At 60.8% G+C, this 24,827-nt stretch carries 25 protein-coding genes; 6 read left to right on the forward strand and 19 right to left on the reverse strand.

Going from position 1 to position 24,827, the window contains the following annotated elements; all coding sequences use genetic code 11:
* Nucleotides 1–233 precede the first annotated feature (233 nt).
* The 5 genes from ACFHWW_RS17295 to fixL form a co-directional block, all read right to left on the reverse strand.
* Nucleotides 234–689: a pyridoxamine 5'-phosphate oxidase family protein gene (locus ACFHWW_RS17295; RefSeq protein ID WP_379939530.1), complete on the reverse strand. Its 456-nt coding sequence runs from the start codon at nt 687–689 to the stop codon at nt 234–236.
* Nucleotides 690–767: 78 nt separating this feature from the next.
* On the reverse strand, nt 768–1,403 hold the full coding sequence (locus ACFHWW_RS17300; protein WP_379939532.1) for a helix-turn-helix domain-containing protein: 636 nt from the start codon (nt 1,401–1,403) through the stop codon (nt 768–770).
* 78 nt (nt 1,404–1,481) lie between these two features.
* Nucleotides 1,482–1,826: a transcriptional regulator gene (locus tag ACFHWW_RS17305; RefSeq protein WP_379939534.1), complete on the reverse strand. Its 345-nt coding sequence runs from the start codon at nt 1,824–1,826 to the stop codon at nt 1,482–1,484.
* Between the two features lie 101 nt (nt 1,827–1,927).
* Nucleotides 1,928–2,542, reverse strand: a complete 615-nt coding sequence (gene fixJ / locus ACFHWW_RS17310; protein WP_379939536.1) for a response regulator FixJ — start codon at nt 2,540–2,542, stop codon at nt 1,928–1,930.
* The gene (gene fixL / locus ACFHWW_RS17315; protein ID WP_379939839.1) at nt 2,535–4,052 is read right to left on the reverse strand and encodes an oxygen sensor histidine kinase FixL; all 1,518 of its coding nucleotides are present in this window, start codon (nt 4,050–4,052) and stop codon (nt 2,535–2,537) included. The genes fixJ and fixL overlap by 8 nt, the downstream gene beginning before the upstream one ends.
* A gap of 232 nt (nt 4,053–4,284) precedes the next feature.
* Between fixL and ACFHWW_RS17320 the strand changes: the two genes are divergently transcribed.
* Entirely contained in the window at nt 4,285–5,109 is an 825-nt protein-coding gene (locus tag ACFHWW_RS17320; RefSeq protein WP_379939841.1) for a universal stress protein, read from the forward strand.
* 63 nt (nt 5,110–5,172) lie between these two features.
* Here ACFHWW_RS17320 and ACFHWW_RS17325 read toward each other — a convergent pair whose 3' ends face one another.
* The 10 genes from ACFHWW_RS17325 to nirK all read right to left on the reverse strand — a co-directional run bounded on the left by ACFHWW_RS17325 (nt 5,173) and on the right by nirK (nt 13,608).
* On the reverse strand, nt 5,173–5,874 hold the full coding sequence (locus ACFHWW_RS17325; RefSeq protein ID WP_013845446.1) for a cytochrome c3 family protein: 702 nt from the start codon (nt 5,872–5,874) through the stop codon (nt 5,173–5,175).
* 3 nt (nt 5,875–5,877) lie between these two features.
* On the reverse strand, nt 5,878–6,333 hold the full coding sequence (locus ACFHWW_RS17330; protein ID WP_379939843.1) for a nitrate reductase cytochrome c-type subunit: 456 nt from the start codon (nt 6,331–6,333) through the stop codon (nt 5,878–5,880).
* 17 nt (nt 6,334–6,350) lie between these two features.
* Complete coding sequence (gene napA / locus ACFHWW_RS17335; RefSeq protein ID WP_379939539.1) at nt 6,351–8,855, reverse strand: periplasmic nitrate reductase subunit alpha; 2,505 nt, start codon at nt 8,853–8,855, stop codon at nt 6,351–6,353.
* Nucleotides 8,830–9,117, reverse strand: a complete 288-nt coding sequence (locus ACFHWW_RS17340; protein ID WP_379939541.1) for a chaperone NapD — start codon at nt 9,115–9,117, stop codon at nt 8,830–8,832. The genes napA and ACFHWW_RS17340 overlap by 26 nt, the downstream gene beginning before the upstream one ends.
* Nucleotides 9,110–9,610 carry a ferredoxin-type protein NapF gene (locus ACFHWW_RS17345; RefSeq protein ID WP_379939543.1) on the reverse strand — a complete coding sequence of 167 codons (501 nt, stop codon included), beginning with the start codon at nt 9,608–9,610 and terminating at the stop codon, nt 9,110–9,112. Before ACFHWW_RS17345 ends, ACFHWW_RS17340 begins: the two co-directional genes overlap by 8 nt.
* Nucleotides 9,611–9,617: 7 nt before the next feature.
* Nucleotides 9,618–9,803: a periplasmic nitrate reductase, NapE protein gene (napE, locus tag ACFHWW_RS17350; protein WP_029962483.1), complete on the reverse strand. Its 186-nt coding sequence runs from the start codon at nt 9,801–9,803 to the stop codon at nt 9,618–9,620.
* 255 nt (nt 9,804–10,058) lie between these two features.
* Nucleotides 10,059–10,502 carry a pseudoazurin gene (locus ACFHWW_RS17355; protein WP_379939545.1) on the reverse strand — a complete coding sequence of 148 codons (444 nt, stop codon included), beginning with the start codon at nt 10,500–10,502 and terminating at the stop codon, nt 10,059–10,061.
* 108 nt (nt 10,503–10,610) lie between these two features.
* Nucleotides 10,611–11,306 (reverse strand): Crp/Fnr family transcriptional regulator, encoded by a 696-nt coding sequence (locus ACFHWW_RS17360; protein WP_102763126.1) that lies wholly within the window; start codon nt 11,304–11,306, stop codon nt 10,611–10,613.
* Nucleotides 11,307–11,459: 153 nt separating this feature from the next.
* The gene (locus tag ACFHWW_RS17365; RefSeq protein ID WP_379939548.1) at nt 11,460–12,374 is read right to left on the reverse strand and encodes an SUMF1/EgtB/PvdO family nonheme iron enzyme; all 915 of its coding nucleotides are present in this window, start codon (nt 12,372–12,374) and stop codon (nt 11,460–11,462) included.
* A gap of 103 nt (nt 12,375–12,477) precedes the next feature.
* Nucleotides 12,478–13,608, reverse strand: a complete 1,131-nt coding sequence (gene nirK / locus ACFHWW_RS17370; RefSeq protein WP_379939550.1) for a copper-containing nitrite reductase — start codon at nt 13,606–13,608, stop codon at nt 12,478–12,480.
* A gap of 245 nt (nt 13,609–13,853) precedes the next feature.
* Between nirK and ACFHWW_RS17375 the strand changes: the two genes are divergently transcribed.
* The 4 genes from ACFHWW_RS17375 to ACFHWW_RS17390 all read left to right on the forward strand — a co-directional run bounded on the left by ACFHWW_RS17375 (nt 13,854) and on the right by ACFHWW_RS17390 (nt 20,455).
* Nucleotides 13,854–15,065, forward strand: a complete 1,212-nt coding sequence (locus ACFHWW_RS17375; RefSeq protein WP_379939552.1) for an NnrS family protein — start codon at nt 13,854–13,856, stop codon at nt 15,063–15,065.
* Nucleotides 15,066–15,774: 709 nt separating this feature from the next.
* Entirely contained in the window at nt 15,775–18,825 is a 3,051-nt protein-coding gene (locus ACFHWW_RS17380) for a GAF domain-containing protein (RefSeq protein ID WP_379939554.1), read from the forward strand.
* Nucleotides 18,822–19,211, forward strand: coding sequence for a response regulator (locus tag ACFHWW_RS17385; RefSeq protein WP_379939556.1), 390 nt, complete (start codon nt 18,822–18,824; stop codon nt 19,209–19,211). The genes ACFHWW_RS17380 and ACFHWW_RS17385 overlap by 4 nt, the downstream gene beginning before the upstream one ends.
* Entirely contained in the window at nt 19,208–20,455 is a 1,248-nt protein-coding gene (locus ACFHWW_RS17390; RefSeq protein ID WP_379939558.1) for an adenylate/guanylate cyclase domain-containing protein, read from the forward strand. Before ACFHWW_RS17385 ends, ACFHWW_RS17390 begins: the two co-directional genes overlap by 4 nt.
* A gap of 295 nt (nt 20,456–20,750) precedes the next feature.
* Here the strand turns inward: ACFHWW_RS17390 and ACFHWW_RS17395 are convergent, their stop codons facing one another.
* The 4 genes from ACFHWW_RS17395 to ACFHWW_RS17410 are packed head-to-tail and all read right to left on the reverse strand — an operon-like array spanning nt 20,751 to nt 23,267.
* A complete protein-coding gene (locus ACFHWW_RS17395) occupies nt 20,751–21,044 on the reverse strand; it encodes a metal-sulfur cluster assembly factor (RefSeq protein WP_379939560.1) in 294 nt (97 codons plus the stop codon).
* Between the two features lie 4 nt (nt 21,045–21,048).
* Nucleotides 21,049–21,573 carry a DUF2249 domain-containing protein gene (locus ACFHWW_RS17400; protein WP_379939845.1) on the reverse strand — a complete coding sequence of 175 codons (525 nt, stop codon included), beginning with the start codon at nt 21,571–21,573 and terminating at the stop codon, nt 21,049–21,051.
* A gap of 9 nt (nt 21,574–21,582) precedes the next feature.
* Entirely contained in the window at nt 21,583–22,941 is a 1,359-nt protein-coding gene (locus ACFHWW_RS17405) for a hypothetical protein (RefSeq protein ID WP_379939562.1), read from the reverse strand.
* Between the two features lie 44 nt (nt 22,942–22,985).
* On the reverse strand, nt 22,986–23,267 hold the full coding sequence (locus tag ACFHWW_RS17410) for a DUF2249 domain-containing protein (RefSeq protein ID WP_379939847.1): 282 nt from the start codon (nt 23,265–23,267) through the stop codon (nt 22,986–22,988).
* Nucleotides 23,268–23,525: 258 nt separating this feature from the next.
* Between ACFHWW_RS17410 and ACFHWW_RS17415 the strand changes: the two genes are divergently transcribed.
* Nucleotides 23,526–24,413 (forward strand): pirin family protein, encoded by an 888-nt coding sequence (locus tag ACFHWW_RS17415; RefSeq protein ID WP_379939849.1) that lies wholly within the window; start codon nt 23,526–23,528, stop codon nt 24,411–24,413.
* The last annotated feature ends 414 nt before the right edge of the window (nt 24,414–24,827 follow it).

Raw genomic sequence — 24,827 nt, forward strand, 5'->3', positions numbered from 1 at the left:
GCTGGCAGGTCGACCAAAACAGCCGGACGGCGAGCGGAAAAGACATTGGTCTACAACGACGCGACCCCTCCGCTCACACAGCGGCGCGGACCACGATGGCACGAAGGCGCGGGAAGTTTGCCGGCTTGGGCTGAAGGATGGGCCGGCGAACGGAGCTGCAGCAGGAAGGTAAAGCGGCGGAAGTGTGGGGTGGTGGAGAACCGTCGGAGGGGATCGCCTCCGCGTGCAGGAGCCTATGGCTCACCCTCGCAGGCTGCCCGGCCCGTCATCTCTTCCATCTCGACGCAGAAGAAGATATGCGCAGACCCCCCAGAGATCTCTTGCGGCACAGGTTTGAAGCCCCCTGGTTCCCACCAGTTCGGTTTCTTTTCAAGCAGGGACCAGGCGTGAATGCGCTCGTCTTGGCGACCTTGCGCCGCCGGTAATTCTCGGTAGCGACCCGTCACGACCACGCACTTCCACCGGCGCTTGCTGGCAAACTGGTCGATCTGGAGCGACACCTTCGGGTTGCTGCGCATCCAATCGATCTTCTGGCCGGGCATGGAAAAACAGTAGAGCCTGTTGCTCGAGTGCGCGTAGGTGATCGGCACGATGTAGGGCTGGCCGTCCCTGCAGCATGCCAGCCGCGCGAGATCTCCCGCGGTCACCACGCCTTGGCATTCCTCACGAGACATTTCCCTCACGAACATGGTTCCCTCCGTTTCCGGAGCGACGGGAGCCCGCCAGGAAGCCGAAGAGGGGGCCCCTTCGCGGGCCCTCGGACAGCCTCAATTGCAGAGCGAGCGGAGCGCGTCCGGCTTCATGATGTCGATCGTCCTTGCGTCCCTGAGCGCGATGACGCTGCGCGCCTTCAGTTTTGTCACCACGCGCGACACCGTTTCGATTGTCAGGCCGAGATAGTCCGCGATATCCTGTCGCGACATGGGCAAGCGTAGCTGCCTGCCTCCTCCCTGACGTTCGCAAAGATCAACGAGGAATGCGGCGATCCGTTCCACGGCACATTGCCTGCCGATCACCAGAAGGTGCTGCTGAGCCCGCGCCATGCCGGTCAAGGCGAGCGCGAGAAGCTCCCGCGAACGCTCCTGCATATGCCGGCGCCCGAAAACGGCCAATGTTGTTTCCGTGATGGCTTCGGCAAAGAAAGAATGGTTGGATCCCGCTTCGAAACCGAACATTTCGCCTGGGAGATGAAAGGACACGACTTGTCGGCGTCCATCTGAAAGGAGACGGTAGACACGCACGGCTCCGATCGAAACCTGATAGCACTTGTCGTTGAGATCGCCTTGGGCATAGATCTCGCGACCCGGCTTGTAGGTGGCGACAAGATGGGGCCCAGCAATTGGGGCCGGTCCAAGGTGTTCGGCCTCGATGGACTGTGGTTTGGCTTGTGCAGCGGCGTACATGGTTATCCCCCGTTCGATGTGGGGACAGATTGCCAATTCGCGTGACTTGGAGAAATTCGGTTAGATCACTAAGGGAGACTACTTAGCCGCCTCGATCAGGCTGTTGATCACGCCGAGCAGGTCGGCACCGGTGAACGGCTTCGTCAATGTCGTATTGTCAACACGTTGCTGAAGGGCCGACAGGCCATCAACTAGCAATATGGCCCGGCGGCCCCTATTGCTAAGGAATTGCACCGCGGCCTGAGGCTCGGATCTCAGTACGTCATCGTCGAGAATGGTGCAGAGCGCTTCCCGGCAAGAGGCTTCAGCCTTCTGCACAGTGTCGTAGGATTCGGTGGAATATCCTTCGACCTCCAGGGCGAATGCCACGGACCGCCGGATGCCCTGGTCCGCTGCAATGACGATAATGGTTTTCGCATCCAACAATTTAAGTCCCGCGCAATCTGCTCTGCAACTGCCTGCAATGAGCCGCCATTAAGCCGTTTGCGGCAACGCACCGCATTGCGCGAGATCAACTCGGCGGATCAGGAAGGGCCGAAACCTGCGGCCAGAGCCATTCGCACAAGATGGGGAAGGCTCTTCGCCTTCATCTTGGCCATCACGTTGGCGCGGTGCACCTCGACGGTACGAGGACTGATGTCCAGGTCATAAGCGATCGACTTGTTGGGAAGGCCCGCGACGACTGCCGAGAGCACCTGGCGTTCTCTCTCGCTCAGCGTCTGGAGCCTTGCTCGGATATCGTTGGCTTCATCCGCATCGGCTTCCGAAGCGACCAGATGTTCAGATGCCCTCTCGATTGCCTCGATGATCACGGTATCTTCGAAAGGCTTTTCGATGAAATCCACGGCCCCCGCCTTCATAGCCTCCACCGCCATGGGTACGTCACCGTGCCCCGTAATTACGATCGAGGGTATATTGATCTTGCGATCGCCGAGATTGCGCAGAAGCTCTACGCCGGACATGTCCGGCATTCTCAGGTCGGTGACGAGAACCCCTTTTCTGACGTCCGGCGCGAAGGCAAGGAAGGCCTCGGCGGATTGATGCATTTTCACGGCGAATCCGTTCATTGTCAGCATGAAGGCCAGCGACTTCCTGACCGGTTCTTCGTCATCAACAATGTGCACGGTATAATCAGTCATTTGCAACGATCCGTTCATCTACATAGGCGGGAAGCGTAAACCGGAAGGTGGCTCCGCCGGCCGCATTTTTCGAGACTGTCATTTCACCGCCGTGCGCCTCGACAATCCGCTTCGAAATAGACAACCCGATGCCCATACCGCTAGCCTTGGTCGTGACGAACGGCTTGAAGAGCTGGCCGGAGATTTCCTCCGGAATACCTCCACCGGTGTCTTCGACAAGGACGGCAACCTCCTCCCCACCGGCCGGCATGGTGCGGATCGTCAGCTCTCGGCGGTCGACGAGGCGCATTGACTCGATCGCGTTGCGCATCAGATTGATGAGGACCTGCTGGACTTGGATACGGTCCACCATTGCCATTTCGGCACCGGGCAGATATTCGAACACGGTTCTGACGCCCTGCTCGCGGGAGCCGACCAGAGCCAGCGCGGCGGCCTCCTCCACCAGTTTGCGGATGTCTTCCGGCGCCTTCTCCGTCTCCCCCTTTGTGACGAACTCCCTGAGATGTTTGATGATCTGGCCGGCCCGCAGCGACTGGCTCGCCACCTCTTCGAGCGCCTCGCGCATTCGTGTAGCTATGGCGTCGTCCATGTCACGCAACAGCCTCGTACAGCCATGCGCATAGTTGGCGATCGCCGAAAGCGGCTGGTTCAATTCGTGGGCGAGCGTCGAGGCCATCTCGCCCATCTCATTGAGGCGGGCAAGGCGCGCCAGTTCAGCTTGTATCTGCTCGAGCCTTGCGGCAGACTCCTCCCGCTCCGTTAGGTCTCTGATAAAGCCCGTGAAGAACCTCTCGCCGCCGGACCGCATCTCTCCCACGGCGAGCTTCATCGGAAACGTCGATCCATCCTTCCGCTGCCCGGAGACAACGCGATCGATACCGATGATGCGCTTTTCCCCCGTTCTCATGTAGCGCTGCATATATCCGTCGTGTTCGTGGCGGTAGGGTTCCGGCATCAATATGCGCAGGTTCTGGCCGATAACCTCCTCCTCCGTGTATCCGAACTGCCGCACGGCCGCGGCGTTGAAGGACACGATTGTGCCATCGGTAGCGCTGACCACTGTGGCGTCGGGAACAGTATCCAAGATCGATCTCAGATGAGCGTCGCGGGCCTTTATGACGTTCTCGGTCCGGTCGATGGCGCGTTTTGCCGCCTCAAGCACTTCTCCCAGGGCCACGATCAGAAGCACTGCCGACCCGAAGACCACCAGTTCCACGAGACTCGGACCGTCGGCACTCGTGATCTGCTGATGAAGAACCGCTGCAAAAAGCGACAGCCCGGCCGCAAAGAGGATCGCATTCCGGCCGCCGACCAGCGCCACGACGAGCATGGCAGGGATAAGCGAGAAGAGAAGAAGGCCTTCGCCGATTGGTTCGCCTAGTGTCACTCTGAGGGCAAGAACGCTCGAAGTGACTATCGCGGCGACAACATACGCTGCGACGCCGTGGCCTCTCCACCTGAAGAGCAACCTTCCCAACCGAGTCCTCTCAAATAGGCTCTCTGAATGCATCCCATCATCCATCAAAGGACTATTTACCGCTGCAGTGTCTAGCGTCTTCGCTGTATTTGCACCATGCAGACTCTTCCATAGACCATGCTGGAGTAAACAGCCAACCCGCCGCTTGCTGCGGATCGCTTCAGGAGGGGAGTCCGTCGCGACGCTCTTGACCGTGATCAATGTAGGCGCCGAGACGCAGAGTAGGATCGCTCTACATTTAAATTGGGTTCGGGAGACCAGATCAATGACGTACAAGACGATCCTCCTCGTAGTTGGTGTCAGCCCTTTCAAAGATGACCTGAGAGCAGCGGCAGATCTTTGTGCATCGGAGGGTGCGCACCTCTCGGTTCTCGCTAGCAAGATCGCCACTCTCCCTCCGATGGGAGACCTTTCAGCGATTTCTGACGCCTGGATTGACAGCCGTGACAGTGACATGGAGCAACTGCGCCAAGCGGTCAGAGAAGCTAAGGAGATTCTCGGAAATACCGGGATTTCATTCGATGTGGCTGGGCGATACTCAGAGACGACGCGGCTCGGGCAAGACGTCGGAGAGCGTGCCCGATATGCGGATGTCACCTTGATCGGCACAAGTCTAAGGGTGGATGACCTCCTCCGGCGGGGAGTCATAGAAGGTGCTCTCTTCTTTTCGGCACGGCCGGTCCTGCTCGCCGCGAATCTCCGATCGGCCACCTTGCAACCGAAGAACGTCCTTCTTGCCTGGAACTCGACCATCGAGTCCACAAGGGCCGCCCGCGAAGCGCTGGACATGATGAGAAATGCCGAGGGGGTGAACCTGGTGCTCGTCGATCCAAAGATCAAGAACGGCAAAGAACCCGGCGCCGATATCGCCACCTATCTTGCACGCCATGGGGTCAAAGTCACAGTCGCCCGGCTTCCGAGTGCCGGCCGCCCGGTCGAAGAGGTACTCGTCCAGTACGCACGCGACACTTCGGCCGACCTGATCGTGATCGGCGCCTACGGGCACTCGCGCATTCGCGAGAGGATATTCGGCGGCGTAACCAAGACGATGATTGACACACCGATCCTGCCAGTCTTGATGGTTCGATAATCCTTTGTTCTCCCCGCGCCGGGGGCTTCAGAAGCGCCGCCGAATGCGTCGGAGCCGGCGGTCTCAATTTGCGAGCGCGGCGCTGTGAGCCTCGTCCATGACTCTCTTTAGCTCGTCAATCGCCGAAGCCGAGGGCAGCGTCTCTCCCTCGAGTTCGGGCGGCAGCTTCCATCCGGGCTCAACGCCCTGCATGTTGGGCAGTTCGTGAGCGATGCCCTTATGGCAGTCGATGCAGGTCGCCCTGCCCGGCAGCAGGTAACGCGTATGGATTTCCGCGGCACGCTGGGTCTGCTTGGAAAGGTCCATCGCTGCCGACGAGTGACAGTTCCGGCACTCGAGGCTGTCGTTGGCCTTGAGCCGCGCCCATTCGTGCTTCGCGAGTTCCAGGCGGTGGTCGAGGAACTTCTCGCGCGTGTTGATGGTCCCGAAGATCTTTCCCCACACTTCCTTGGAGGCCTGCATCTTGCGGGCGATCTTGTCCGTCCATTCATGCGGCACGTGGCAGTCGGGACAGGACGCCCGCACGCCCGAGCGGTTGGAGAAATGAACCGTGCGCGTAAGCTCCTCATATACGTTGGCCCGCATCTCGTGACAGGAGACGCAAAACTCCTCCGTGTTGGTAAGCTCCAAGGCGGTGTTGAAGGCGCCCCAGAAGATCACACCGCCGACGAAGCCGCCGAGTGTCAAAAAGGCGAGACTGAGCGTTGCGGCCGGCGTGGTCAGAATCTTCCACACCCAGAGCAGGAGGCGCTTGATGCGAGCCATGGCCTACTCGCTCCCCGCCTGTTTAACGCCCATCTCGCTCATGTCCCGGAAGGTGTTGCCGACGAGCGGTCGCACGTCGGCCTGCGGCACATGACAGGCTGTGCAGAAATAGCGCCGCGGCGAAACGTCCGCGAGCATCTGCCCCTCCCGCGTCATGTAATGGGTGACGCTGATCATCGGCGCGCCTGATTCCTGCGTGAGTTCGCGCTTGTGGCAGGAAAGGCATCGGTTGGTGTTGACCGAAAGCTGGTAGCCCTCGATTGAATGCGGGATGACCGGCGGCTGGTCGGGATAGGCGCGCTCCTTGCGGGCGTCGTCAACGACCCATTTGGGGATCTGGTGCGCCTCCACCTCGCCCATTTCCTGCGGCGGGCCGGAAAGCTCCGGCACCCGTTTGTCGGCCATTTGCGCGATTGCTCCCGTTGCGACGAACAGGATTGCCAACAGCGCCGCCAGCATCGGTCCAGGGGTTCTCATCATGCGACAGAGACGATTTTGACCGCGCATTTTTTGAAATCCGTCTGTTTGGAGATGGGATCGGTTGCGTCGAGCGTCACCTTGTTGATCAGCCTACTGGCGTCGAACCAGGGTACGAAGATGACGCCTGGCGGCATGCGGTTGCGGCCGCGCGTCTCGACACGCGCGCGAATCTCCCCGCGGCGGGAAACGATCCTGACCTCGGCGCCCTGGTTGATGCCGCGATCGCGGGCGTCACCGGCATTCATGAAGCAGACGGCACCGGGGAACGCCTTGTAGAGTTCCGGCACCCGCATCGTCATCGAGCCGGAGTGCCAGTGCTCGAGGACGCGGCCTGTCACCAGCCAGACATTGTATTCGTCGTCGGGAGATTCCGCCGGCGGCTCGTAGGGAACCGCGAGGATCACCGCCTTGCCGTCCGGGCGACCATAGAACTTCACGCCCTCCCCCGGCTTCACGTAGGGATCGTACCCTTCCCGGTAGCGCCAGAGCGTCTCCTTGCCGTCGACGACCGGCCAGCGCAGGCCCCGTTCCTCATGGTAGCGGTCATAGGGCGCCAGGTCATGGCCGTGTCCGCGCCCGAAGGAGGCATATTCCTCGAAAAGGCCTTTCTGGATGTAGAAGCCGAAGGCCTCCGCTTCCCGGTTGGCATATTCATTGTTGATTTCGCTTGCGGGGAAACGGTCGACATTGCCGTTCTTGAAGAGCACATCGTAGAGGGTCTTGCCCCGATAGCCCGGATTGGCGTCGAGGGTCTCGGCCGGCCACACTTCGTCGGTGGTAAAGCGCTTGGAGAACTCCACCATTTGCCAGAGATCGGAGCGTGCTTCGCCGGGGGCATTCACCAGTTGGTGCCAGACATGGGTTCGGCGCTCCGCATTGCCGTAGGCGCCTTCCTTCTCCACCCACATGGCGGCCGGCAGGATGAGGTCGGCGCTCATTGCAGTGATGGTCGGATAGACATCGGAAACGACGATGAAGTTCTCCGGGTTGCGATACCCCTGATAGGTCTCGTTCTGCGTATTGGGAGCCGCCTGGACGTTGTTGTTGACCTGCACCCAGTAGAAATTGAGCTTTCCGTCCTTCAGCATCCGGTCCTGCTCGACTGCGTGGTAGCCCGGTTTCTCGGGAATGATGCCGTGAGGCACGCGCCAGATCTCCTCGGCATGCTTGCGGTGCTCCGGGTTTGCAACGGTCATGTCGGCCGGCAGCCGATGGGCAAATGTGCCGACCTCGCGCGCCGTCCCGCAGGCCGAGGGCTGGCCAGTGAGCGAGAACGGGCTGTTGCCGGGTTCGGAGATCTTCCCGGTCAACAGATGGAGGTTGTAGACCATGTGGTTAACCCAGACGCCGCGCACATGCTGGTTGAAGCCCATGGTCCAGAGCGACATCACCTTGCGTTTGGGATCGGCGTAGAGATCTGCCAATTGCTCGAGGAACCCGGCCTCAACCCCCGTGAGTTCGACTACCTTGTCGAGCGTGTACTCCGAGACGAAGGATTTGAAACTCTCGAAGTCGCTCGGCGTCATTTTCGCCGCATCCTTGGCGTTCACGGCTTTGACCTCGAGCGGATTATCAGGCCTCAGGCCATAGCCAATGTCGGTCGCGCCGACCATGAAGGTCGTGTGCTTGCTGACGAAATCCTCGTTCACACGGCCGGTCTGAATGATGTGATTGGCGATGTAGTTGAGGATCGCCAGATCGGTCCCAGGTTTGAAGACGATCGGAATATCCGCAAGATCCATGCTGCGATGGGTGAAGGTCGAGAGCACCGCGACTTTGACATGCTCGTGCCCGAGCCTTCGATCGGCGAGGCGCGTCCACAGGATCGGGTGCATCTCGGCCATGTTCGAACCCCAGAGCACGAATGCGTCCGCGTGCTCGAAGTCGTCATAACAGCCCATCGGCTCGTCCATGCCGAAGGTCCGCATGAAGGCGTAGGCCGCCGAGGCCATGCAGTGGCGGGCATTCGGATCGAGATTGTTGGAGCGGAAACCGGCGCGCATCAGCTTGGTCGCGGCATAACCCTCGAAGATCGTCCACTGCCCGGAACCGAACATGCCGACGGCGGTCGGCCCCTTCTCCTTCAGCACCCGCTTCGCCTTCTCGGCCATGACGTCGAAGGCCTCGTCCCAGCTCACCGGCTCGAACTCGCCGTCCTTGGCAAAGGCGCCGTTGCGCTTGCGCAGAAGCGGCGTCTTCAGACGGTCGGCGCCGTACATAATTTTGGACAGGAAGTAGCCCTTGATGCAGTTGAGGCCGCGGTTCACCTCGGCCTGCATGTCGCCATGTGTGGCGACGACCTGTCCCTCCTTGACGCCGACCATGACGCCGCAGCCGGTACCGCAGAAACGGCAGGGCGCCTTCGACCACTTTATCTGAAGGGCTTCGACACCGCCCGGCACGGGCTGCGCCGCCGCCGGAAGCGCGATCCCCGCCGTAGCTGCGGCGATGCCGGCCGCATGCGCCTTCAACATTTCACGCCGCGTCAGTTCGCCGGTCATGGCCGACCTCTCCTTGAGTTTCGACATGCTCAAACACCATGTTGGCTGCCACCACGCCCTCGAGCAGAGAGATGCGCGACAGGATTTCGCCGAGCGTCCCCGTGCTCGTTCCCTCGATCACGACGACCACCTTTCCCCCTTCGTGCGCGTAAACCTCGACGTTCGGCATCTCGGCCAGCCGAGCGACGACACGCTCCCGCATATGCGGCATTGTCGCGATGACCGCGCTGGAGATGTGATAGGTCGCGCTTGGATCAGACATGCGCGTCCTCCCTTGCGACCTCGCGAATGCCTATCGCCGCCACCGGACAGACGGAAAGACAGGCGCCGCAGCCGGTGCAGGCCTCTTCGCTAAGCTCAGGTGAGAAGGGTCCGCCGGCACGCGGACGGAAGCGGATCGCCGCTGTCGGACAGGCGTCGCGACAGGCCTGGCAATCGGTGCGGTTCTTCGCAAGACAGCTCTCGCCGATCATTGCGACGTGGGGAAAGTGACTTGGCCGGCCGATGAAGACCGGCTCCGGACAGAGTTCCGCGCACTGGCCGCAGAAGGTACACTCGGCGACGGAGAAATCGAGCGCAGGGCGCTCCGCGATCATCCGGATGATGCGCGTCGGACAGGCGTCGACGCATCGTCCGCAGCCGGTGCAGGCCTCAAGGCCGGCCGGGGTTGCTCCTGGCGGAGAGACACGCCCGCTCCCCCGCTTGCGGGAACCGCGGAGAAAATCCCGCCGTGATATCTCGACGCGCTCGCCCACGCCGCCCTCAATGCGCTGGCGGGCCGGGGGGCCCGAAAATGATCTGGAACATCCAGACGAGAAAGCCATAGGCACCGACGACGCCCACCGCGACGATCGGCCAGATGCCGAACGCCAGCACGAGAAACGTAACGATTTCGTTTCGCCGCCGCGAGGGTGGAAGGCTCGCCGCTGACTGGTCGGTATCGGGCATTCAAGCGTCTCCTCGCTAAACGGATAGGCTTAACGAAAGTCTAGTGCCTCGATCAAAAAAATAAAGGGAGATCCGCGATAATTCTTAAGGTCGAACTCCGAACACTGCGACAAATTGATCTCTGTCAATTACTGACCGAGATGATGAGGATGTGTATATATTCAATATCGCTAAAACCAACAATGGCAGCACTAAACAGACCCGACGCAGACGGGCTTGTACTGCGCCGGGTTATTAGTTGGCGTGCTGCCGATACTATTGGAGAGCAACGGCGAGCGCCGCGTCGAGGCGCTCCCGCGCCTTCTTGGGCAGCTTCACTGCCTTTACCTTTTCGACATTGGCGGGCGCGTCACCGACGACGATTGCCGCGACCATGCCCATGCCGACGTGCGGCGTGCACTTCACGCCGTAGACACCTGGCACGTCGAAAGTCACCTTGTAGGTCTCGTTCATCTTGCTCTTGAATGCCGAAGCCCCCTCGGGAATCATGTCCTTGATCGTCTCGACATTATGTCCCTTGTCGGTCGGAACAAACGTGACGCTGTCGCCCGGATTGACCTTGACGAATGCCGGCTCGAAGACCATTGCTCCCTCGGAGCCCTTGTTAAGCATGTGGACCTCGAAATCGGCCGCGAATGCTGTGCCGGTGAAGGCGGCAAGAACTGCGGCGACTGCCATGCCCTTTGCGATTATGCGCACTTGAAATTCTCCTTGGTTTCAGAACCCTGTTCGGTTCTTGCGACAAGGAGATAGAACAGATAGAGCACCTGCTCTTTGATGCTTGTCAAATACCCATCGGAAATCCGTCTAGTCGCGCCCGCCTTCTGCGAGGGCCGCCAAGCCCGGCAGGTCGCAGACGATGAGCTTCTGACGACCGCCCTCGACCAGTCCCTTCTGCTCCCAGGCGCTGAGAATGCGCGACACCGTATGCAGCGTGGTTCCGGTCATTTCAGCTATGTCCTGGCGGGAGATCGGAAAGTCTATGCGGACACCGCCTTTTTCCTGCTTGCCCGCCTGCCGCGAAAGGCGCAGCACCGCATGGGCGACGCGCCTCTCCACCTCCTGGGTCGACATCTCGCGAATCCGCGTGTGTGCCTCTTCGAGGCGCTGGCCGATCGTCTGCATGGTGCTGACGGCTAGATGCGGATTCTGCTCGACGAATTGCGGCCAGAGATCCGTAGGCCAGGAAAGAGCAAGACTTTCCGTAACGGCCGTCGCAGTACCGGGATAATCCGAACGCTGCAGCGCCTTTGCAAATCCGAAGAGGTCACCCGGATGGACGACGCGCACTATGATCTGCTGACCGTCCTCGGTGACCTGGGTCACCTTCAGCCGCCCGTGCAGGAGCAGGAAAAAGCTTGTGGCTCTCTGACCTTGCTCGAAAACAGCGTCACCTTGGGGCACGCGCCTTGCCGTCGCATGGGCGAGCATCCTGTCCAGATCCGCGTCGCTCATCCTGTCGAACAGGGCAAGCGACCGTACGACACTCCGGTCGATCTTCATTCGATTTTCCTACTGCAGGATTCCTTGGATCGGAACCAACGCGACCACGATCTCACTATCATGGCGGAAGGAGGGAACAAAGCAGAGTATCCGCGGCGCGACGGAACGCGGTTGTCGTGAGTGCTTGAGAAGCACCCTTCAATGCGATGCACCTCAGACGTCGAGGCCCTTCTCGCGAAGCGCCAGCAGCAGGCGTGCATACCAACGGGTATTCTTCACTAGACGGAAGCCGACGTTGTCCGGGGGCGCGCCGACGGCGCAGCCGCCCCCCTTGGGCTTGCGGATAAAGGAACTGAGCGCGGCGCGATGCTTGCCCGTGGCTATGTAGATGCCGCAGGATGAGGTGTCGCTGGTAATGCTTCCTGTGCGGTCGAGCGTGACACGCCTAACGCAGGTCGTCGTCCATTCCCAGACATTGCCGCCAAAGTCGGTGAGGCCCGTCTCGCTTTCGCCGAAATGTCCGAGTCGCTGCGGCTCCGGCTCGCGGGAGGCCTTGCGCGCGGTCTCGCGGTAGTAGTCGGCAAGCCACCGCAAGGCTGGATTGGAGCCGTCGTCCTCGACGTCGAGCGCGTCGTCGGGAAAACGGCTGCCGGCCGCAAAGGCGAGCTGCTCGTCAGTCGGCAGCATCCAGATCGTGCCGGTTCGCCGGCTGAGCCAGGCGGCATAAGCTTGCGCGTCGTCGAAGCTGACCCCCGTGGCCGGCGTGCTTCCAGGATCTGCGGGTACGTGCTCGGGTTCGGCGGGCGGGCACGCCTGTTCCGCGACGCAGCGCGCGTAGTCTGCGGCGGTTACTTGATATTTCATGATGATGAGCGGCGCGCTCATGCGCACAGTCTCCACCGGCCCGTCGACGGCATAGCCGTTCTTGAAGAACTCCCCGGCTGCACGATACCGGAAATCCCTCGGAGCTACGGTTACGACGGGCGGTTCATCAAGGGCGCTGCCCGACGGAGCGCTGCCCAGCAGCCCTGTCTCAATTGCGAGGATTCCGGCGAGTATCAGAAAGAGCGCGGAGGGTATTGCAAGCGAGATGGGAGCGACTTCTGTGCCTTTTGGAAGTGCGTCCATGGCGGCCTCCTTTCGACTGTCGTTCCTTGCCGGTCTCACCGAGAGATCTGGCGGCGAGGGTGCCGGTCGCTCCGATGCGGGCCATCGGAGCGACCGGCTTCAGTCAGGTACCCGATGGAGCAAGGAGCGAGGTCATTAGGTCGTCGTTCCAATCGCCGGTGACGGCGAAATGAGCGGCAGCGCCGAGCTCGAACGCCTCGATTAGGTTGTGGTTGACGTAGGCATAGATTCCGGGCTGCTCGAAGGTGTAGAAGGCAGCGCCCGCCGTGCCGCCGGGTATGAACCAGGTCTCCTGATCGACCTCGGGAGGATTGCGGAACTTGCCGGTCGCCCAGACATAGTCGCCATGGCCGCCGATCAGGTGCGGGCGCGTGTCGCGGTTCGCCTGCGAATGGACGATCAAGACTTTCTCGCCGACGGCGGCCTTGAGCGCGTTGTCGCCGGTGAGCGCCCCGACCGCGCCGTTGAAGACAATGTGGGACGGGGTAAGCGTGCGCATCACTTCGAGCGTATCGGCATAGGCGTCCCCGACGCTTTCATACTTCTTGAACTTGCCGCTTGCGTCGCGCGGCACGTAGAAGTCCTGCTCACCGACATAGTAGACCTTGTCATAGGTAAGCGGCTTGCCGTTGCCGTCGGTTAGTCCTTCGCGCGGCAGCACCATGATCGCACCGTTCATCCCCGAAGTGACGTGCCACGGAACCATGCCGGGAGGTGCACAATGGTAGACGAAGACGCCCGCCTTGGTCGCCTTGAAGCGCAGCACCGTGGTCTCGCCCGGATTGACGACCGTCAGTGCGCCGCCCCCCAGCGCGCCGGTTGCCGAATGGAAGTCGATATTGTGCTGCAGCGTGTTCGTGTCCGCGTTGATGAGCGTCAGCTCGACATAGTCGTCCTGGTGCACGACCATCAGCGGACCGGGAACCGAACCGTTGAAGGTCATGGCATGGAGCTCCGTACCCTGCTCGTCGATGACGATCTTCTTTTCCTCTATCGTCAGCGTGAACTCGACGACCTTCGGGCCGCCTTCGGCCTTTTGCGTATGGGCGTGGACAAAGGGCGGTTTGACGAGATCTACCTTGACGCGCGGCAGCGACGCGACGTCGAGGGAGGCCACCTTGGCTACCGCCTCTTCCGCATGGGCCGATACGGCGCCAACCAGCGGCGTCAGTGCGCCTGCGATCGCGGCGCCGGCCAGCATGCTGCGACGTGTCATCTGGGATTGCTCAGACATGGAACCTCTCCTAGAGAAGACGGAGCGAATATCGCCCGGTCATGCTCATTCTAGGGTGGTGGCGGGCAGGCTCTTTGAGGTGGAGCAAACAGGCAAATTGCCCTGGTGCGACATTTTGGCCAGCAGCGCGACAACTCCGTACGGGGTTTCCGCCGGTACCCAGCTGCCATGTCTTTGCCAATTGTCAAAGAAGACATTGCTCAACTCCGGTAGTCAGAGGCGACCCAGACATTAGGAGTTAAATCATGAATGGATCAAAGGTGGCCAAGCGGGAAGGCTACGTGCCGCGGGGCCTCGCCCGCACGGGCCCGGTGCTCTTTTCATACGGATTCAGACCCTTCTTTCTCGGCGCCGCTGTTTGGGCGGTCGTCGCCATGACCCTCTGGGTTGCGGCCCTCGCGGGTCATCTCGAAGTCGCCGGCAGCTATGGGGCTCATGCCTGGCATGCGCACGAGATGCTGTTTGGCTTCGCCCCGGCTGTCCTTGCCGGATTCTTGCTGACCGCGGTACCGAACTGGACGGGCCGCCTCCCCGTCTCCGGCTGGCCGCTCGCCGGACTGTTCGCGCTTTGGCTGGCGGGACGCGCTGCGCTGCTTTCCCCGGATATGATCGGCATCCCGCCCGCCGCGGCTATAGACGGCCTCTTCCTCCCGGCGCTGCTCTTGATCTGCGCCCGCGAGGTAATCGCCGGCCGCAAGTGGAAGGATTTGAAGGTGTTGGGGGGTCTTCTCGCACTGTCGCTCGCCAACGCCTGCTTTCATTTCGCCGTGGTCACGGGAGACCATGTCCATATCGCGATGCGCCTCGGCATTTCCGCCTATGTGGTACTCGTCACCATCATCGGCGGTCGGATCTTGCCGAGTTTCACCCGCAACTGGCTGAATCGTGCCGGCCGGACCAAATTTCCGGTTCCCTATAACCACTTCGACACAGTCGCCATTCTCGCGGGCATCGCGGCGCTTGGCGCATGGACGCTTGTTCCCGACCATTCGTTCACGGCGGTGGCGGCTTTTGCCGGCGCACTGCTGCACACCGTCCGGCTCGCCCGCTGGCGCGGTTGGTGCACCTGGCCGGAAATGCTGCTCGTCATACTGCACGTCGCCTATGCCTTCGTTCCCCTGGGCTTCGCCGCGATCGGCATCGGCGCGCTCGGCTTCGTCGAAGAACGTTCGGTCATGCATTTGCTCACGGTGGGCGCCATCGCAGCAATGATGCTAGCAGTCATGACCCGTGCGAGCCGCGGCCACACGGGCTATCCGCTTACCGCATCGCGATTGACGACCGCCTCCTACGCCGCGGTCGTGACGTCGGCACTGTTGCGCCCGCTGGCGGAAATACTTCCCGTCGTTGCAGCGAGCCTCTATGCCGTCTCCGGAAGCGCGTGGATCCTGGCCTTTGCGCTGTTCTGCGTTGAGTATGGCCCGATCCTGGTGCGCAAGCGCCGGGTAGTGCAGTAGAGCGTTGGTTTCCAACCGCATCACAAAAGCGCCAGCTAGCCAGCGGGCGCTTTTGGAAGCGACCTCAGACCAAGCAGCGCGTCGATAAGCAAAGACCACCGAGAGCGGGGCACGGATCTGGGAACAGAGATTTCAGCCGAACTTCCGGGAATGCCGCTGACGTGGATCTCGCTCGTGGCAACCGTTGCGTGTGAGCCGTTATCGTGCTTCGTTCGGAAAGCGCCAACAACCGAAGTTTGCGGGGGTCACGTCCGCACTCGACATACGGCCGCCATCTCCAGTGAACGCGAAGAACGTCTCGGCGTCTATTGCAGACGGTCGCCTCAACGCAACAAAAGCATAGGCTAGGATCGACCACCTTTGCACGCCCGAGTGACCGCGGCCTCCCCACGCGAACGCTGCGGGATCCTGCTTCGCCTGCAACGCGGCAATCCCCTCCAACGTGTGCCAGACTAGCGACAAAACTCCGGACTGGCGGGGATCGCGCCTGTGATAGCCCGCCGGCACTCCGCTGCACAGCCGCGGCTGCCGTGTAGCGACCAGCGCCCTAGTCGCTCACCCACAGCTCATAAGCAAGAGCTAAATCTCGTCACCGGTAGCCGAATAAGGTATTCTCATTCGCCGAGGCGGCTGTGCCGCTGTCGTCGTCAACGCACGGCTGGAGACCGTACTGAATCGATCGCTTGGGGAGCACTGCTGGGGAGGTACCGTGAAGCAGTCGAGCCGCAGTATCAGACGTCAAGTGAAACTGCTCCGACGTGAGCTTGCCGAGGCGATCGAACAGCAGACGGCGACCGGCGAAATCCTGCGTGTCATCTCGCTCTCTCCCAACGACGTGCAGCCGGTATTCCAAGCGATAGCTCAAAACGCTGCGCGGCTTTGTGCGGCAGAATTCTGCTTCGTGTTTCGGTTCGACGGAGAACAGCTACACCCGGTAGCCTATCACGGAATTTCACAAGAAGGCATCGAAGCGGTACGAGCCAATTTTCCGCAACGACCCAGTAGTGGCAATGTCACTGGGCGAGCATTTCTCAGCGGCGCGATCGAGCAAATTCCCGACGTCTTCGCCGACCCTGATTACAAGATGCAAGCGCTCGCGAAAATAGTGGCCTACCAGAGCGCCATCGGCGTGCCCCTGATGTTGAACCGGCGTCCGCTCGGATCAATCGCCGTCACTCGACGGGCGGCCGGATGGTTCCCGGAACGCTATGTCGAGCTCCTGCGAACATTCGCCGATCAGGCGGTGATCGCCATCGAGAACGCCCGCCTCTTCGAAGAGGCGCAGGCGCGCCACCGAGAAACTACACAAGCACTGGAGCAGCAGACGGCTACAAGTGACATCCTGCGCGTCATTTCGACCTCGCCGACCAACGTGCAGCCCGTGTTCGACACCATTGCTCTAAGTGCTGCCAAACTTTGCGACGCGCAGTTCTGTCATGTGTTTCGCTATGATGGTGAGCTCCTGTATTTCGTGGCATACCACCGCCTGGAGGCCGAAGGCGTTGAAGCGGTGCGAGCAATGTTCCCAGCGCCACCGGATCGAGGCAGTGCCGCCGGCCGATCGATACTCAGCCGATCGGTGGAGCAGATAGAGGATCGGACTCTCGATCCGGAGTATCGAGCCCACAGAACCCTGAGCGTCCAAAGTGCGACCTACCGAAGCCTGGTGGCGGTGCCGATCATGCGCGAAGGGAAACCTATCGGAAGCATTGTTGTGGCACGGACGCAGCCAGGGATGTTTCCTGATCGTCAGGTCGAACTTCTCAAAACCTTCGCCGAGCAGGCCGCGATAGCGATCGAGAACGTTCGGCTGTTCACCAATCTGGAGAAGCGAAATCTAGAGCTGAAAGAGTCTCTGCAGCAGCAGACTGCGACAGCGGATGTCCTCAAGGTAATCAGCCGCTCTGCCTTCGATCTTCAGGCCGTGCTCGACACCCTGGTCGGATCTGCCGTGCGGCTTTGCGAGGCTTATGACGCGGCCATATTCCTGAAAGATGGAAATATGCTCCGTCTAAGGTCGCATCACGGACCAATCCCGATCGATTTCGGTTGCTGGCCAGTGTCTCCGACCTGGGTCACAGGGCGAGCCGTCCTGGACCGAAAGCCGATTCATGTTTCCGATCTGACCGCCGAGGCCGACGAGTTCCCGGACGGCCAAAATATGGCTGTTCGAATGGGACACCGCACCATCTTGGCAGCGCCTCTGCTGCGACAGCAGGAAGCAATCGGCGGGCTTATCATCCGAAGAACCGAGGTCAAGCCATTCACCGCAAGGCAGATTGGCCTTCTCCAGACCTTCGCCGACCAGGCGGTGATTGCGATCGAGAACGTGCGACTATTTGACGAAGTCAACGAGCGGACAGCCGAGCTCGCAGAGGCGCTGGAGCAGCAGACGGCGACGGCTGACGTCCTGAGGGTTATCAGCCGATCGGCATTCGACCTCCAAGTGGTGCTGGACACGCTTGTGGCGTCCGCCGCCCGTCTTTGCGAGGCTGACATGGCAACAATGACCCGACCGATGGGAGACGCGCATTATCCAGTGGCCAGTCATGGTTTATCGCACGAGTTCGAACAGTATCTTCGTGCTCTCCCGCTGGAGCCGGGGCGCGGCACGATCGTTGGGCGAACCCTGCTTGAGATGCGGCCTATTCAGGTAACCGACGTCCTTGATGATCCGGAATATGACCTGCACGAGGGGCAAAGGCTTGGTGGATTTCGTACGGTCCTCGGGGTGCCGCTCTTGCGCGACGGGAGCCCGATCGGCGTACTTGCATTGACTCGGTCGACGGTACGGCCATTCACCCGCAAGCAGGTCGAATTGGCGTCAATTTTCGCCGACCAGGCAGTAATAGCCATTGAGAACGTGCGGCTTTTTCAGGAGGTGCAGGAGAGTACCGAGGAGCTGTCACGCTCGCTCGATGAGCTGAGGACCGCGCAGGACAGGTTGGTCCAAACCGAAAAACTCGCCTCGCTTGGGCAACTGACCGCGGGCATCGCGCATGAAATTAAAAATCCTCTAAACTTCGTGAACAACTTTTCGGAGATCTCGATCGAACTGATCGAGGAGTTGAAACGGGCGCTTGAAGGTGCAGCCTTCGAGGGGAGCGCGCGGGCCGAGATCGATGAGCTCGCGGCCATGCTGAGGGGCAATCTCGGAAAGATCGTCGAACATGGCAAGCGTGCCGACTCAATCGTCAAGAATATGCTTCTGCACTCGCGCCAGGGAGTGGGAGAGCGGCGGGCAGTCAATGTAAATGCCCTCGTCGAGGAGAGCCTCAATCTCGCCTATCACGGCGCCCGTGCCGAGAAGCAGGGCTTCAACATAACGCTTGAGAAATCGCTCGATCCGGCGGCTGGTGAGGTCGATCTTTACCCACAAGAGATCACGCGCGTGCTTCTCAATCTGATAGCGAACGGCTTCTATGCGACGAGCCGCCGTGCAGCCTCCGATGCCGGCGAAGCGTATGAGCCCACGTTGGCCGCAACCACCAGGAACCGCGGCGATTGCGTGGAGATCATAATCCGTGACAACGGACCTGGGATCCCGGCCGGGGTACGGGAGCAAATGTTCAATCCCTTCTTCACGACCAAACCTGCTGGCGAGGGAACAGGGCTCGGCCTCTCCCTCAGCCACGACATTGTTGTCAAGCAGCACGGAGGCTCGATCGAAGTTGATACGGAACTCGGTCAATACACCGAGTTTCGCATCCGGTTGCCCCGAATAACTGCTCCGACTGGAAACCTGGAGGTCAAATCATGAGCCTTCTAATTCTGGTGGTAGATGACGAACCGGACATCGAGCCGCTTTTCCGACAGCAATTCCGCCGTGACCTGCGTGCTGGACGTTTCGCAATGGAATTTGCGCACTCGGCGGCGACTGCCCTCCAGCGGATTGCCGATGCCAGCGATGTCACGCTTATTCTCATCCTATCGGATATCAATATGCCGGGCATGAGCGGCTTCGAATTACTGCCGAAGGCGCGGAGCTTACGGCCTGATGTGCCGGTGATCATGATTACGGCCTATGGTGATCCTGAAACGAAGCGCAGAGCCCTTGAAGGTGGCGCCGAGGCGTTGTTTGCGAAGCCGATCGACTTCGTTGAACTCAGAGAAGAAATTGAGAACCGTTTAGGTAGCCTGCGATGAGCACCTGCATCCTCGTTGTCGACGATGAGCCGGATCTGGAGCTCCTTCTCGTCCAGAAGTTCCGCAAGCAGATCCGAGGCGGGACGCTGCGGTTTCTCTTCGCCCGCGACGGTATTGAGGCGTTGTCCGTACTGGCTGAACACCAGGACGTGGATTTGGTGCTGAGCGACATCAACATGCCGCGCATGGACGGGCTATCGCTACTGTCCAAGCTTCAGGAGAGGCGGGACGAACTCTCGACGATCGTTGTCTCAGCATACAGCGACATGGCCAACATCCGCACTGCTATGAACCGGGGTGCCTATGACTTTGTTACGAAGCCAATCGATTTTTGTGACCTCGAAGCGACGATTGCAAAGACGATTCACCACGTCGAGGCACTGCGCGAGGCTCAGCGCCGACAGGCGGCGGCCGAGCAGGCGCGCGCATCGCTGTCCCGCTACTTTTCTCCCAACTTGGCCGAACGCCTGGCCAGCGGTACGGACGCCGTCAGTCTCGGCGGCACGCGCCGGGAGGTCGCATCGCTTTTTACCGATTTGACCGGTTTTACTACCCTCGTGGAGACTATCGAACCGAAGCTGCTCGGCCAGCTTCTCAATGGCTACATCGCCGGTATGACCGATATTGTGTTCGCGCATGACGGCACGGTCGCCAAAATCATCGGTGATGCGCTCCACGTGCTGTTCGGGGCTCCGTCCGATCAGCCGGACCACGCCACGCGCGCAGTTGCCTGTTCACTCGAACTTGACTCCTTCGCCTGCTCGTTCTGCGAGCACTGGAGCGGAGAAGGAATAGCTCTCGGCCACACGCGGATTGGAGTGCATGCCGGCCCCGCCGTAGTGGGAAACTTCGGGGGAGGAAGGTTCTTCGACTACAGCGCGTATGGGGATACGATTAATGTTGCCGCGCGCCTGCAAGCAGCCAACAAGACGTTTGGTACCCGAGTGTGCGTGAGCGCGACCATTGCGGCCAACGCACAGGACTTCTGCGGGCGGCCTGTGGGCGATCTTGTGCTTCGGGGGCGAGCCGTGCCGATCCGCGCTTTCGAACCGCTCGAAGCCGAAAATTGTGGCGACGCAGATACACAGGCCTATCTGCACGCCTTCAAAAAGCTGGAGGCTGGTGATCCTGGTGCGGTCGCGTCGTTTGCAGCCCTCGTCGGCCGCAACGCGGAGGACCGGCTCGCGAGCTTTCACCTCAGGCGCCTGTTGAACGGCGAAATGAGCACGAGTATTACCGTTTAAACAGGTCAACTGCGATATAGCCGCGCCTATCACCGCGGATCTTACCGGGGCGTGATCTGGACCGGAAGGATCGACGCTGACGGGCGCCACCCCGCTTGACCTGGTCGCCGTGGCCGTGCGGCAGCGGAAAGTTCGCCATCGCCCTCGCCAAGGCTTCCGAGATCAGCGGAGAAGTCGAACAGACGCTGTGGGACGAGATGCACGATCTCACCTTCCTCTGCATCATTCAGTCGATGCCATCATCGACGTCGTCATTAGCACCCGCCTCTGCTTTCCAAACAGCAAGCCTATCGTCTCAGCCGGCCATCATATCCGGCGTCCAAGCCGGCTCGTAGGTCAGCCGAACTTCTGCATACTCAACACCCGGCACATACCAGACGCAGTTGCGCACTGCCTCCTTCAGATATTCGCTGGCCGGGCAGCCCTTCGTGGTTGTTGTCATCGTGACATGGGCGATGCCGCCATCCTCGACGAATACATCGTAGATAAGACCGAGATCGACTATATTGCGGCCAAGCTCAGGGTCGATGATCATTCGCAGCGCATCGCGGATCGAGTCGCAGATGGTGTCGTTCTTCGGTTCGCTCATCGCTTCAGCCCTTGTCACCGACTCGGATGAAGATGCGGAAGGTGGTTCGTGTTTCGTCGAAATTGCCCGCCCACTGGTGGCCCCGCTTGGAGAGCTCCGGGAAGAGGAAGATAGGCTCGCGGGAAAGTAGCGCAAACAACACCTCGCCCGACTGCAGCCGCTCTACAGCCGCGAGGATGCGGACCATAGGTTCCGGGGGATCGAGCTCGGTCAGGTCGAGGTTTTCTACGGGATCGGGCCAGGAGTCCGGGTTGTCAGCACCTGCAGACACCTCGACGGGGGCACCCGCTGCCTTCGGCGTGAACAAGACTTCCCAGTCACCGCCATGTATCTCCTGTGCCTCGTGGCTGAAGCCGCGGCCCTCCATCACTTTGAACAGCGGCTGCGGACGAAAGGGAGCAAGCAGCCGCAACGCCTGGCCCGGTCTCAACCCGTTCACCGCCTCCATGATCGCCTGGAACGGCTCGCCGCCGCTCTTCAATATAGGTCGGACGTCGAATTCTCTTGGTGCTGGGTTCTGGGTTACGATGGTCATCGGTCACTCCTGTGGTCGAGAGATTGGGAGAAAGAGATGCGGTCTCGGCGCGCCGGCGGGAAGGCGCAGGGGCGCTGCGACGGAGGAAAGCATGCGGGCGCGGACGAGCTCCACCATCAGGCCGACTGTCGCGCAGAGTTGCGCTAGCGTGGCGACGCGGAACGCCGCCGGACTTTCGGCAAAGAGCGAAAGAGTAGCCGCAATCACGGCCAAGTAATAGACGAAAAACCATAGGCTTGCGCGATTCTCCTCGACCAAGTCCTGAACACGCGGCACTGCGACCCGCCCGAGAACGGGGCCATAGCATTCGAGCCAGGTCAAAAACGGAACGATCTTGTAGAGCTGCGCGAGGCCGAGGCCGGTCAACCAGCCAAAGACGAAGAGATAGACGAGAGCCGCGGCGCCTTCGCCGGCCGCGGCCCGTGTGATTGGCAGGGCGAACATGATGACGGAAGCGAGAAGCGCAGCAAAGGCCGCATAGCTCGCACGGGTGTTGAGTTCCAGGACGTTGCGGCGGCGCTCGCGATAGAGGCGCAAGACGTCGGCGGAATAGAGGACGGCGGCGGAGACGGCCAGAAATGTTGCGACGCTCGTCGCCCCTTCCATCCCGTCGCTGTCGACAGCAATCAAGACGATGCTGGCTACGACGATCGCCAGGGCCGCGGCGCCCATCCACCAGACGGCCCTGCTTGTGGCCCGCGTGTCATCCGGCGAAAGCATGAACATCGACAGCAGCCGATAGCTGACGCCGATCGCGGTGAAGGTCAGCCAGCCTCCAAGGCCAAGCGCCGCGTGCAGCGGTACTCCCTTGAGGAGAAGCGCGATCGCCGCAGGACTCGTGACGGTGCCGCTTAACACGAGCGTGAAGGCGCCGCCGGCAAGGACCGCGGCGATCAGCGCGCCGAGACCCGTGGCGACGAAGCGGGCGGGAAGCGGCAGCGGTCGCGCCGCCAGGAGCGTAGCCGCAAGCATGATGATGACGAGACCGAAGCCCATTGCCAGTAGCAGCGCGCCCGACGGCAACATGACTGGCGATACTCCTTCCACACCGGCAAGTGCGGCAAAGCCGCCGACGAGCAGAAGAAGTCCGGGAATGAGCAGCGCCAAAGCCGGGAGTGCAAGCCGCCCGCCGCGAAGGGGCGCCGCAACCAGCACCGGCACGAACTGCAACAGCGCCCCCGCCATCAGCAGGCCGAGCCAGCCGATGGCGACGACGTGCACAACCGCCAAGGTGGCCGGGGCTTCGACGGCGGCGAACGGGTAGCCGTAGCCCGCGACCATCGCGCACTGGCCGACCACCAGAAAAACACAGGCGGCGGCGAAATAGGACATCGTCCATGGGGAAAGCGTAGCTCCTGGCATCTAAATCACCATGCGCGCTACCGGTCACTTTCGCCGCGGCCGGATCAATGATCCGACCCGCAGCAGCATTCGCAGCCGGAGCTGCTCTCGAGACGGGCGATCTCGACTCGCCAGACTTCAGGCCCCTCTTGCAGATAATCCCAGCCGAATTCGCCTGGGAAAGTCGTTTCTAACTGGTAGTGGAGCGGCCGGGGATCGTGGTCGCTGGTGATCAACATAGAGCTGCCTGCAGGAAGCGTTCCGAGCATTCCGAAGATGCGCGGGTGACGCTCGCGCGGCGGGACGGTGCGGACGTCAATGGATGGTTTCGGCTGTGTTTCCGTCATTGTCATGGAGTTCCCCTGTTAACCGCCCCTTGTGCATTCCGATGCGGCGGCGGCTGGAACCAGATCGGAACTTGCCGACCCTATCCCTGCGAGGGCAGTCACACTTTGACGGGGAGCAAACAGTCGGAGAATCGGTCTCGGACTGTCCTTGACCAGCCGCGACGGACGCCCCAATCGATGGACCGGTGATGCTTTCGATTGACGCGACCTTCCGGCGGGCTGCTAATGATTGAGGTCATGTTCACGCTGGAGGACGCCGTGCTGCTCAAAGGCGATCGCACGTTTATTGTGCGCGACATGGGAGGATTTGTCGTTCGCGTCAACATGCCGGGATGGCTGAAACCGAGGCCAACCGATCACGGTCACGGTCCGCTTGCAATGATCGTGGAATCGAGCCTTGATCCCGGAAGGCTCATCGCCATGCACGAGCACCGTAACGACGAAATCATTTCGTGGGTGCCTGACGGCGTCATGCGCCACGACGACAAGACAACCGGCCGTCTGGTAACGGACGGCAAGCATTTGATGGTGATGAACGCCGGACGCAGTTTCTGGCATTCTGAAGAGACGTTGTCATCCGATCCGCCCCTGCGCATGCTCCAGATCTTCGTCCGGCCGCGTGCAGTCGATCTCGATCCCAGGATACAACATGGGCCGATCCCCTCGCGGAGCCCAAACACCTGGCGACACCTGGTCGGCCCTGAAGGGGGCGACGCCCCATTCCACGTCCGTAATACAATCGACCTGTTTGACATCGCGCTCGAGCCAGGTGCGCGGCTAGTATTCCCGCAAATGCGAGGTCGCAACCTCTACTTCTATGTTTTCAGCGGCTTGCTGCTTGCGGAGGACCAGACGTTTGCCGAAGGCGAACAAGGTCTGCTGCTCTCCGATCGGGCGCTATTGCTAGAATCGAGGACCCGGAGCCTGGTCGTCGCATTCTTGATTGATCCTGACGCACCGATCACCCGGAAGGGGACGGTGGGCGACCACCGAAAAATACCACCAGCCATCCTCATCCGAGTGCTGAAGAAATGGAGACAACTGCGGGATTGGAGGCGGTCTTCGCAACTTGCCAGACTCGATACCGTTGGTTCTTCAATGCTGTATAGGCTCCGGCATACACACGAGAAAGAAGGGGCACGCTGAATTCGACCTCAGGTTTGCCTCGACCAACCCTTTCGTCAGGGCGCTGGTAAAGTGATTGAAAGAAGCCCGGATCCTAGCGATCCAGGCTTAATGATGTTCAAACTATATTTCTTGCAATAAGCACAAGCACGGCAATGCTTCTCCCTTGCCAAACAGCAGGCTCTATGGGCAATGCACTTGAGATTCTTCTGCGGCCGAGGTCAAACCTTAGTCTCTGAAGCCCCATCGACATCTTCTCCCCACTGGGACGTTTTCTACCTGCTCCCGACTTATTTGGCCGGGGAGCTTTGCCAGTTCCATGGAGTGATCGGCTTCCTAGCGTAGCTCGCCTGAAATCATCGGCGGCCGCGTCGACATGGTCGACACCACTAGGCCGTCGACATCCTTTGACTTTGCTCAAAGAGGAAGGTCCGG

It is taken from the genome of Sinorhizobium sp. P24N7 (genome assembly GCF_042436655.1).
Lineage (GTDB): Bacteria > Pseudomonadota > Alphaproteobacteria > Rhizobiales > Rhizobiaceae > Sinorhizobium > Sinorhizobium meliloti_A.